This is a genomic window from Sorangium sp. So ce185 (assembly GCF_051526825.1).
GTDB classification, from domain to species: Bacteria; Myxococcota_A; Polyangia; order Polyangiales; family Polyangiaceae; genus Sorangium; species Sorangium cellulosum_D.
Genome location: NZ_CP150316.1, coordinates 8,456,726 through 8,467,141 on the forward strand (window position 1 = coordinate 8,456,726; position 10,416 = coordinate 8,467,141).

At 71.8% G+C, this 10,416-nt stretch carries 8 protein-coding genes; 5 read left to right on the forward strand and 3 right to left on the reverse strand.

The features are described from left to right. Positions 1 to 105 precede the first annotated feature (105 nt). The gene (locus tag WMF26_RS30990; protein WP_437331982.1) at positions 106 to 618 is read right to left on the reverse strand and encodes a hypothetical protein; all 513 of its coding nucleotides are present in this window, start codon (positions 616 to 618) and stop codon (positions 106 to 108) included. Positions 619 to 959: 341 nt separating this feature from the next. Between WMF26_RS30990 and WMF26_RS30995 the strand changes: the two genes are divergently transcribed. The 4 genes from WMF26_RS30995 (at position 960) to WMF26_RS31010 (ending at position 5,813) form a co-directional block, all read left to right on the forward strand. Beyond that, entirely contained in the window at positions 960 to 3,470 is a 2,511-nt protein-coding gene (locus WMF26_RS30995; RefSeq protein WP_437995632.1) for a PAS domain S-box protein, read from the forward strand. A 224-nt stretch (positions 3,471 to 3,694) separates the two neighbouring features. Next, positions 3,695 to 4,267 carry an OmpA family protein gene (locus tag WMF26_RS31000; RefSeq protein ID WP_437331984.1) on the forward strand — a complete coding sequence of 191 codons (573 nt, stop codon included), beginning with the start codon at positions 3,695 to 3,697 and terminating at the stop codon, positions 4,265 to 4,267. A gap of 495 nt (positions 4,268 to 4,762) precedes the next feature. Further along, the gene (locus WMF26_RS31005; RefSeq protein WP_061627732.1) at positions 4,763 to 5,254 is read left to right on the forward strand and encodes a YtxH domain-containing protein; all 492 of its coding nucleotides are present in this window, start codon (positions 4,763 to 4,765) and stop codon (positions 5,252 to 5,254) included. Positions 5,255 to 5,264: 10 nt separating this feature from the next. Continuing rightward, a complete protein-coding gene (locus tag WMF26_RS31010) occupies positions 5,265 to 5,813 on the forward strand; it encodes a hypothetical protein (protein ID WP_020738099.1) in 549 nt (182 codons plus the stop codon). 325 nt (positions 5,814 to 6,138) lie between these two features. On the opposite strand, the gene WMF26_RS31015 is transcribed toward WMF26_RS31010, so the two are convergent. Both WMF26_RS31015 and WMF26_RS31020 read right to left on the reverse strand, forming a co-directional pair. Beyond that, a complete protein-coding gene (locus WMF26_RS31015) occupies positions 6,139 to 7,260 on the reverse strand; it encodes a CBS domain-containing protein (RefSeq protein ID WP_061627733.1) in 1,122 nt (373 codons plus the stop codon). 406 nt (positions 7,261 to 7,666) lie between these two features. Then, entirely contained in the window at positions 7,667 to 8,848 is a 1,182-nt protein-coding gene (locus WMF26_RS31020) for a mechanosensitive ion channel family protein (RefSeq protein WP_437949800.1), read from the reverse strand. A 398-nt stretch (positions 8,849 to 9,246) separates the two neighbouring features. Between WMF26_RS31020 and WMF26_RS31025 the strand changes: the two genes are divergently transcribed. Then, a complete protein-coding gene (locus WMF26_RS31025) occupies positions 9,247 to 9,939 on the forward strand; it encodes a hypothetical protein (RefSeq protein ID WP_437995633.1) in 693 nt (230 codons plus the stop codon). The last annotated feature ends 477 nt before the right edge of the window (positions 9,940 to 10,416 follow it).

The window sequence follows — 10,416 nt, forward strand, 5'->3', positions numbered from 1 at the left end:
CGTGCTCCGCCGACTCGGCCCCTCGCGCTCAGGCCAGCTCGGCGCTCGCGGGCGACAGGCGGGCTTCCCGCCGGCGCGCGCTCGCCGCCTCGCGCGCATTCGCGCCTACTCGGGCAGCGCGCTCTCCTCTTCCTGAGGCACCTTCGCGCGGGCGCTGCGGGCCTCTTCCCGCAGGGCCGCGAGGCCGGGCGGCCCCTCGGGCGAGCGCGCGCTGCGGTTGCTCACCGCGGCGAGCCAGGCCATCGGCGAGTCGGGCGTCCTCGAGGTGACGAGGAGGACCCCGCGGGTCGCGTAGCGCGAACAGCCGTCCTCGCACACGGGCAGCACGAGGCGGAGCCCGCCGCCGCCCCCCTGGCTCACGAGCGGCGCGACGCGCACCTCCGCCGGCGGCGGCGCGAAGGCGGCCAGCATCGTTCGCTCGAGCAGCGCCACGAACGTCCCTCGAGACGTCGCGGGCGGCTCCGGCGCCGGCATCGCGGCGCGCGCCGACGCGTCGGGCCGGCTCGGCGGGAGCGCGAAGAGCCCCGCCCCATCGGCCGCGTTCGCCGGCGACGGCGCGCTCGCGAGCGCGCCCGCGAGCGCGAAGGCGAACGAAGCCAGCTTGAGTCCGAATCGCATAGGTGCTCCCTCGGCGAAGCATCCAGCAGGCCCCATGCCAGCCGCGCGCGGCCCGCCGCCGCGGCGCGACGCCCCTCGGCGCTGTCCGCTCCGCTCGCCGCGCGTGACGGATCGCCACAGCGTGGTGCAAGTCGTACAAGGTCCAAGGAACAAGGCACGAGGCCCCCGAGGCGCCCGGTCCCGTGCAGCGCAGCGCCGCGGCGAGTGAGCGCGCGACGGTGAACCAACGTTCGACCGTCCGCCGCGGCCGTGCGAGCGCCGCTTTCGCTTGCCAGACGGTCCGCGCGCCGTTAACCGTCATCGTTATGCCCGACCGAAGGCCAGGGCTGAGCCCTTACGAGATGAAGGCCCCACACCAGCCTGGCGCCCCCCTTCCCACGACGCCGTCCGAGCCCGTCGCGAGCATTCTGCTCGTCGACGATCACCGCCCCAACCTCCTCGCCCTCGAGGCCGTGCTCGATCCGCTGCGCCAGCGGCTCGTCACCGCGCAATCCGGCGAGGAGGCGCTCGAGCACCTGAGCCGCGAGGAGTTCGCGCTCATCCTCATGGACGTGAAGATGCGCGGTATCGACGGCTTCGAGACGGCCGCGCGCGTGAGGGGGCTCGATCGCGCGAGGCACACGCCGATTATCTTCATCTCGGGGCTGCCGGAGGACGAGGATCGACTGTATCGCGGCTACCGCGAGGGCGCGGTCGATTATGTCGTCAAGCCGTTCAATCCCGACATCCTCCGCGCCAAGGTGGCCGTCTTCGTCGAGCTGCACCGCAGGGCCGAGCAGATCAAGCGGCAGGAGGCGGCGCTCCGCGAGCTCGAGCGCCAGGCGAGCGACGAGGTGTTCCGGCGCATCATGGACACCAGCATGATGGGCCTGCTCTTCAGCGACTACGAAGGGCGCGTGCTCGAGGCGAACGACTGCTTCCTCTCGATGGTCGGCTACACCCGCGAGGACATCAAGGCGGGCTTGCTCACCTGGCAGCAGCTCTCCCCGCCGGAGTACGAGCACGTGCACCACGACGCGGTGAACGAGCTGAGCCTCCGTGGGGCCACGAAGCAGTTCGAGAAGGAGTACATCCGCAAGGACGGCAAGCGCGTGGCGGTCCTCGTCGGCTCCGCCCGCATCGAGACGCAGAAGCGCAACCTCACCTACGTGCTCGACATCAGCGAGCGCAAGCGCGCCGAGGCCAACGTCAGCCTCCTCGCGGGCGCGGGGGAGATCCTCTCGTCCTCGCTCGATTTCCGCGAGACGCTCGGGCAGCTCGCCCGGCTCGTCGTCCCGCTCCTCGCCGACTGGTGCGCGGTGGACATCCAGGCGCAGGACGGCGCCATCCAGCGCGTCGCCGTCCAGCACACCGACCCCGAGAAGGTGACGCTCGTCCGGCAGATCGAGGAGAAGTACCCCGTCGATCCCGCGGCGAGCCGCGGGGTGCCGAGGGTGCTCCGGACCGGCGAGACCGAGTGGTCGTCCGACATCCCGGACTCGCTGCTCGTCGAGAACGCGCGGGACGAGGAGCACCTCCGGATGGCGCGCGAGCTCGGCCTCCGGTCGTACCTGGTCGTGCCGCTCGCGGCGCGCGGGCGCGTCCTCGGCGCGATCACGCTCGCGCACGCGGAGTCGGGCCGGCGCTACACGAAGGCCGACGTGCAGTTCGCCGAGGAGCTCGCCCGGCGCGCCGCCCTCAGCGTCGACAACGCGCTGCTCTTCGAGCGCGAGGTCACGGTGCGCAAGGAGGTCGAGACGCTCGCGGAGGAGCTGAAGCACAGCGAGGCGCAGTTCCGGCTGCTCGCCGAGACGATGCCGCAGCTCGTGTGGACCAACCGCCCGGACGGCCACCACGAGTACTTCAACCAGCGCTGGTACGACTACACCGGGCTGACCGCCGAGGACACGGGGGGCGAGGGCTGGAGCCGGATCATCCACCCCGAGGAGCACGAGCGGGCGATCGAGACGTGGCGGCAGGCGCTGCGCACGGGCGAGCCGTACGAGAGCCAGTGCCGGCTCCGCCGCGCCGACGGGGCCTACCGCTGGTTCATCGGCCGGGCGGTCGCGGCGCGCGACGGGTCGGGCCGCATCGTCCGGTGGTTCGGCACGTACACGGACATCGACGATCAGAAGCGCGCCGAGGAGGAGCGGCAGCGGCTCGTGCAGGCGCTGGAGCGCAGCAACAAGGAGCTCGATCAGTTCGCGTACGTCACGAGCCACGACCTCAAGGCGCCGCTCCGCGGCATCGCCAACCTCTCGCAGTGGATCGAGGAGGACCTGAACGACAAGATGACGGCGGAGAGCCGGAAGCAGCTCGATCTGCTCCGCGGGCGCGTCCATCGGCTCGAGAACCTCATCGACGGCATCCTGAGCTACTCGCGGGCGGGCCGCGTCCGGGAGAAGCCCGAGGCGATCGACGTCGGCAAGCTCCTCCGGGAGATCGTCGAGCTGCTCGCGCCCCCGCCCGAGACGCGGGTGGAGATCGCCCCCGACATGCCCGTCCTGGTCACCGAGCGCGCGCCGCTCCAGCAGACGTTCCTGAACCTCATCAGCAACGCGCTGAAGCACGCGGGGCGCGCCGATCCGGAGGTCCGGATCGGCGCGCGGGACGCCGGCCCGTTCTGGGAGTTCTCGGTCTCGGACAACGGGTCGGGCATCGCGCCCGAGTACCACGACCGGATCTGGGGCATCTTCCAGACGCTGAAGGCGCGCGACAAGGTCGAGGGCACGGGCATCGGCCTGTCGGTCGTGCAGAAGATCGTCCAGAGCAAGGGCGCGCGCGCGTGGGTCGAGTCCGCCGTCGGCGCCGGCGCCACCTTCCGGTTCACCTGGCCGAAGCTCGAGGCCAGGGAGCCCTCCTCGCCCGGCTGATCCGGCCGGGCCCCGCGGCGCGCGCGTGACGCAGCGCCGCGCGCGGCGCTGCGTCACGCGCGCGCCGCGGCTTCCGGCTCGGCACGGAGTTTGAACTACCCACCGCGGTACAACAGGCGGCTCGAGGCGATGCGCGCCGGGGATGGCGGGACGAGGAAGGCACCGCTCCTTCTTCGGCGCCGTGTCGGTGTCTCTCGGGCCGCGACCTCGAAAGGAGGGTCCCCATGCCGTCGGTAGTCCATCTGCCCAGGCTCTGCCTGGGCGCGCTTGCGATCTCGCTGCTCTCCGCGTGCGCAGCGGCCCCGCCCGTGGAGCAGGCGCGGGCCGAACCCAGGTTGCCCAACCCGGGCCCCGATGGGGTCTACAAGGTCGAGTGGCCCGATCTCCGGGAGGGCGAAGATCGGTTCATCCGGCTCACCCTCGGCGACGACATCGCCGATGTCTGCCGGCTGCCCAAGACGAACTTCGCCTTCGACTCGTCCGAGCCGCTGCCCCAGGACCACCTGGAGCTCCGCGCGATCGTCGACTGCCTGCTCACCTCCAACCTCAAGGACGTCAGGATAGAGCTCGTCGGCCGGGCCGATCCGCGAGGTACGCAGGCCTACAATCAGGATCTCTCGCTTCGCCGCGCCACGCGGGTGAAGGAGATCCTCGTGAAGGAGGGCATCCCTGCGGACCGCGTCTCGGTGCGCGCGACGGGCGCGTCCGAGGCGGTCGGCAACCAGCCGATGTACTCCTACGGCTACGACCGCCGGGTCGACGTCGTGCTCACCGGCCTCACCCACTCCCCCCGTTGAGAGGGGCTCGCCCGCTGCGGATACGGGCCCATCTCGACGTTTTCGGTGCTCGGCGTGCTGGAGCACGCCTGTGCGCCGAAAACGCCGATCTGGGCCCGTCTCCTGTGCGGGCGAGCCCCGCTCGGCGAGCGTGAAGCAGAGGGCGAGGCCCGCTCGGCGGGCGTCGGTCAGGGCGGGGCGGGGGCGCTTCTACCTTCCTGGTCACGTTTCCCGATAGACCATCTTCCGTTTGCGACGGCGCGGCGGGCTGCCTCGGCGGCGCAGCGGCCGGCGCGCGGCCTCGGGGGGGTCGCTGGGCGCGCCGTTTGGGGTGGGCGTGCGCGCGAGGCGCGGCACGACAGATGTGGCATTTCGTCACGGAGGCGTCACGGTGAGGTGGGTGCGGCCGCGGGGACAAGCGGGCCGTACAGCGCGGTCTGCTGGTTGGTCCGGGGCCTGCAATGCATCCCCTCACGAACCGGCGGACGTCATGTCCGTCACAAGGAGACAAGAGCCATGACGAGACTGAATGACGCGGTGGGGACTGCGAAGGGTGTGTACGAGTCGGCGGCCGCCGGTGCGGGCGTCGCGGCGACGACGGCCAAGACGACGGCGTTCGACGTCGCGAAGGCGGTCGCCGGGATCGCCGCGACCATCGGGGCGCTCGGCTTCGACGACGTGCTCGGCTGGGTCGGCCTCGCGCGCAAGCGGAGCCCGCTCACGACGCTCGCGTTCTTCGGCGCCGGCGTCGCGGTGGGCGCGGGCGTGGCCATGCTGCTCTCGCCGACGTCCGGCGAGGCGCTGCGCCGTGACATCCTGAACCGCCTCGACGGCCTGAAGCGCCAGGCGACGCGCGGGGTCGAGCAGGCCGAGCGCACGGTCCACGACAAGGTCGGCGGCGCGGTCGACGCGGTGAAGGGCGCGGTCTCCTCCGAGACCGGGAACTCGCATTACGGCATCGAGGGCGGGCGAGCCCAGGGCGGCGAGAGCGGTCACCACCTGAGCTGAGGCGCCAGCCGTGTGGCTCGAAGCCATCATCACGCGGGAGGATCTCGCCCAGGTCTTGGGCGAGTTCCTCCCTGTGAAAATTCACCTGGACGACGATGACAAGACCGACCGCTGGCTCTACCTCGGCAAGGCGACCGAGATCACCTTGGTCGAGGACATGGGCTTGCGCGTCACCTGTCCCGCGGAGCTGAAGTGGTCCATCGTTGGCGTGAACCCCACCATCAAGCTCGACGAGCTCAGGGTGATGATCACCCCGGAGATCATCGAGAGGAACAAGGGGAACGTCCTCGCGTTCAACGTCGAGCTCGAGGAGGCCGACATCCGCGGCATCCCCTCGATCATCGACCATACCATCATGAGGGCCGTCAACTCAGCGCTTGCGAACAAGAAGCCTGAGTGGAATTTCACGAAGACGCTCACGCACACCGTAGGTCTCCCCTCCAACCTCGAGCCGATCGAGGGGCTGCACATCGGGGTCGCCTGGGGCAAGCGGCGTATCAGTCAGGACGCGCTGGTGCTCGTGGTCTCCTTCAAGCTCAATTTCGTGCGAAACGATTGAGGCTCCGCCTCTCAGGGACAATCCCCGACGCCCCGCCCCCCGTCCCCGGTGGGCGGGGCGTCTTCGTTCGCGTGACTCGGACGCGGCCAGCAGCTCAACCCCAGTCCCCTATCCCGATTGACTCCGCAGCTCACCCCAGGCCCCCGGAGGGGTGATGGTGGGGCGGCCCGGCGCGGGGGATGGGCCGATGTCTGAGCCCTGGATGTTACCTCTCCGGCGCTTGCGCCGGAGGGGTAACATCCAGGGCGAGTTCGGCGGGGCCCCCGCGCCGGGCCGCCCCACCATCACCCCTCCGGGGGCCGTTCAGCCCGGCAAAGCCTCTGGCCTACCCCGCCTGCGCCGCCGCCAGCCGGATCCTCCCGAGCCTCCCCCCGCGCCCCCGCGTGAGCGCCCCCGCGATATCCGAGTGCTTCACGAGCCCCAGGTAGCTCTCCCCGTCGAACACCGCGACCACCGGCGTGTTCTTCTCGACCATCTTCCGCCCCACCTCGTCGAGCGACACGTCCGCCGCCACCCGCGGCACGTCGCAGCGCATGATCCACGCGATGAACGCCCCCTCCTCGCCGGCCGCCAGCGCGCGCATCACGTCCGTGCGCGTCACGATCCCGATCACGCGATCCTCGTACACCACCGGGAAATCGGGCTCATGGCTCGCCAGGATGCGCCGCGCGGCATCGCCCACGAGCTCGCCGGGCCACAGCTGGACCGCCCGACCCTCGAGCCGGCGCGCCTCGGACGACGCGACGGGCGCCCTCACCACCTGCGCCGCGCTCCACTCCCGCCGCGCCCCGAGGAACAGCAGCGCCGACAGCAGCGCGATGAAGAGCTGACCGCCGATCAGGGCGATGAAGAACAGCACGGCCGCCATCGCCTGCCCGAGCGTCGCCGCCAGCGACGTCGCGAGCCAGGTGCCGGTGAGCGGCGACAGCGCCTCGCGCAGCACCCGCCCCCCCTCGAGCGGCAGCGCGGGCAACAGGCCGAGCATCGCGATCCCCAGGTTCGCGCTGGCGATCCACACGACCGCCGTCTCGCGCGACGGCGCCTCGACGGCCTGAAGCACCGACGCCCACCGGAGCTCCCCCGCCCCGTGCTGGGCACCCGCGGCCAAGAAGACGATCACCGCCAGCGCGAAGTTCGCCGCCAGGCCGAGCGCCCCGCTCTGCGCCCACCCCGCGTCCGGCCGCGAGCGCCTCGCGATCGCCCCGATCGGCGAGAGCAGCACCTCGCTCACCCGCAGGCCGAGCTGCCGCGCCACGAGCCCGTGGACGAGCGCCTGCAGCGCCACGCACCCGAGCAACGCCGCCCCCAGCGCGCATCCGAAGAGCGCGCCGCTCCCGCCGTGCCGCGCCCCCCACTGGAGCGCCCCGATCGGGATGAGCAGGCCGAACGCCGCGTGCGCGACAACATCGATTCCGCCAACCCGCGTGATCCTGATGACCCATTTCATGGCGCGTTGCTCCTGGACTCCCGCGCAGGCAGCTGCACAGAGCGGGCGGGGCAGTTAGACCTGCCACGCCCCCATTCCCCCCAGGGGCGTGGCGAAACCTCGTCGCGCGGTCGACGGCTGACGGGCCAAGTGCCGGATCTTTCTGTTTTCGCTGCAAAGCACATGCCGTTTTCCTGCGCCTGCCGGCGAGCGGAACGACCCCGGGCACAGCGGTTGGGCCCCGGCGCGCGACGGAGCGCGCGGACAGGCGTGGAGGCCTGTTCCGCGCGTCGAAGGTGTCATCGAGTCGACGGGGGCGAGGCGGGAAGCGCACGCGACGGTGACGCGCCGGAAGAGCGCGCCGACGTCCATCGCCCCAGCCTGGGCGTCGCGGTGTGGCGTTCCGCTACGCAGCGGGCGCGCACCGTCACGACTTCACATCGGCCACGCCGTCGACCGCTCCAGCCCGCCGCGCCCGACCCGAGGCCGGACCACGCCGCTCGATCGCCTCGACGACCGGAGCCGCCCCCGAGAAGCGCTCCTGCGGCAGGTACATCCCCTCCTCGAGCTCCTGGACCCACCGGAGCATCTCCTCGCGAACCCAGCACCGCAGATCGAACAGCTGCCCAGAGTCGCGGGCAGAGACGAGAAAACGCACCTCAATCGTGCGCTCTGTCACGTTCGTGACCTGGACGGCCTTTACCCGCTTGTCCCAGAGCTCGCTGTTCGGGAGGATGGACTCGAAGTGCCGCCGCACGGCGTCCACCGGCGTGCGGTAATCCACGTAGATCTCGACGGTGCCCAGCTTCTCCGATCCGTGCTTCGTCCAGTTCTGGAACGACTGGTCGAGGAGCCGCGCGGTGGGGACGATGAGCCGCCGCTCGTCCCAGATCTTCATGACCACGTGGGTCAGCCGGATCTCCTCGATCGTCCCGAACTCACCGTCCACCACGACCTTGTCGCCGAGATCGATCGGCCGGGTGAACAGGATGTGGAGGCCCGACAGGATCGCGCCCACCGGCTTCTGCGCCGCCAGGCCGAGCACGACGCCCGCGATGCCGGCGGAGGCCAGGAGCGACACGCCGACGTTCCTCACCGTCTCGAAATTCAGGAGCACGAGCGCGCCCGCCACGATCACGATGATCACCCGCGCGACCCGCTCGAGCACGCGGGCCTGCGTGCGCAGCCCGCGGGACGACTCGCTCCCCTCCTCGAGGTGCCGCAGGGCGCGCGCGTCCAGCACCTCGGTGAGGATCCCGACGAGGCGCATGAGCAGCCACGCCACGCCGCCGATGAACAGCGCCGAGAGCAGCGATCGCAGATCGGCCACGAGCTCCTGCCCGAGCCGCGTCATCTTCGCGAGGCCGGCCGTCAGGATGATCCCGAGACAAAGCGTCACGGGGCCAATTGCCGCGTCGAGTGTTTTTTCGTCCCATGGCGTCGCCGTCCGTCGCACGACGATCGAGCCGGCGCGCCGGAACAGGCCCACTGCCAGCCGAGCGAGCGCGAAGCCGACCGGAACGCTCGCCGCGACGATCACCCACTGCCATACGCCGTCCGCCGGGAGCCCCAGCCGGGCGCCGAGCGATTCAAAGTTCGAGTTCTGCATGGGTCTGCTCCTTCAACCAGCGCCGCGCGCCGTCAGGCCAGGCCCCCTGGGGCACGGAACACCCCGCCGCGCCCCGCGGGCGCGGCGGCATCAGGCCGTGACGCAGCGAGGCGCGACGGGCTCATCCATCTTGTGCGCGGCGTCGCACGGCACAGGGCATGCCGCCGAGTCCGCTCCCGCATTTCCCGCGGGATGTCCGGCACGCTCCGCGCGAGCCGCCGAGATCGCGATTGCACGGTGGAGGCAGCGTTGCCACGCTGCGACAAATCGCTACACCGCAGCTCTACGTCGCCCTTCGACGTCCGTTCAAGGGACCCGCGCTCGCGCGGCATGCGGTGTGCAGCTGAACTGGCCAGAGAATCGAGATCGGCTGAAGAAACGCGGCAAAGGACTCGTTTATGTCAGAGCGCAGAAGCCAGGTCGATGATTTCGCGCGGCTCACCGAGGAGACGGAGCGGCTCGCGAGGCACGTCGAGGATCTCCGGCTCCGGATCGCGGCGACCACCGCGAAGCGGCGCGCATCGTCCGGCACGCTCCCTGCGCAGAGCGCTGCAGCCATCGAGGGGCCTCACGGCTCGCCCTCGGAGCGGCCGCTCCACGGCCCGACCTCGGAGCGGCCGCCCCACGGCTCGCCCTCGGAGCGGCCGCCCCACGGCTCTCTGTCGGAGCGGGTGTACCGATCGATCTCGGACCGGCCGTACGACGCCGCCGAGCGGGCCCACGACGCTGCCGCCGAGCGGGCCTACGACCTCGCTGCCGAGCGGGCCCACGACGCCCAGGAGCGAGCCCACGACGCCCCGGAGCGCGCCTATGACGCGACGGAGCGGCCGCACGACGCCGCGACGGAGCGGCCGCACGGCGCCGCCACGGAGCGGCCGCGGCCCCGTCACTCCCCGTTCCCCGAGCGCACCTCGTGCCTCGCGAACGTGTCCCGATGGCTGCCGCCGCTGAGGCCGGCGCGAGAGATCACGGAATCGGGCATCCACGAGCGGGTGGGAGAGGCAGGGCGCTACTGCATCGTCACGCCACGGAAGCAGCCCGGCGGCGCTCTCCTGCCGAGACGCCGGCCCCCCAAGGCCGACGTGGCCTGAGGCAGCCCCTCGACCGACCCCCGCACCCGCGCGCGACCCCCGCGGCCCGCACCAGCCGCGCGACACCCGCGGCCCGCACCAGCCGCGCGACACCCGCAGCCCGCACCACCCCACAGGGTCCGCGCCGGCGCGCAACAGCCGCGCCCGCGCGCAACGCCCGCGCCGGCGCGAACGCACCTCACCGCCTCGCTCCTCGCCCTGGCCACATCGCCCGCGCCCGACCGCGCGCCCTGCCACGGGAATCCCACGAGAAGCGACCCGAGAAGCGCGCGGCCAGCGCGGCGCGATGCTTGCCCGGCTGCGCGCCTGCGTAGTATACGAACCCATGCTCCTGCGCGGTGGGCGCAGACGCGCATGGCCATCGTTCCTCGAAGCCTGAACCCGATGGGACCCGACGGAATCTGCGCGGTCGGGCAGCGACAACCCCGCCCCCGGGCGGCGCGCGGCGTCCGGCGGAAGCCCGAGGCGGCCGACGAT

What these genes read in the sequence shown, in the direction of transcription:
- WMF26_RS30990 (WP_437331982.1), bottom strand. Translation starts at nt 618, where the DNA reads ATGCGATTCGGACTCAAGCTGGCTTCGTTCGCCTTCGCGCTCGCGGGC.
- WMF26_RS30995 (WP_437995632.1), top strand. Translation starts at nt 960, where the DNA reads ATGAAGGCCCCACACCAGCCTGGCGCCCCCCTTCCCACGACGCCGTCC.
- WMF26_RS31000 (WP_437331984.1), top strand. Translation starts at nt 3,695, where the DNA reads ATGCCGTCGGTAGTCCATCTGCCCAGGCTCTGCCTGGGCGCGCTTGCG.
- WMF26_RS31005 (WP_061627732.1), top strand. Translation starts at nt 4,763, where the DNA reads ATGACGAGACTGAATGACGCGGTGGGGACTGCGAAGGGTGTGTACGAG.
- WMF26_RS31015 (WP_061627733.1), bottom strand. Translation starts at nt 7,260, where the DNA reads ATGAAATGGGTCATCAGGATCACGCGGGTTGGCGGAATCGATGTTGTC.
- WMF26_RS31020 (WP_437949800.1), bottom strand. Translation starts at nt 8,848, where the DNA reads ATGCAGAACTCGAACTTTGAATCGCTCGGCGCCCGGCTGGGGCTCCCG.
- WMF26_RS31025 (WP_437995633.1), top strand. Translation starts at nt 9,247, where the DNA reads ATGTCAGAGCGCAGAAGCCAGGTCGATGATTTCGCGCGGCTCACCGAG.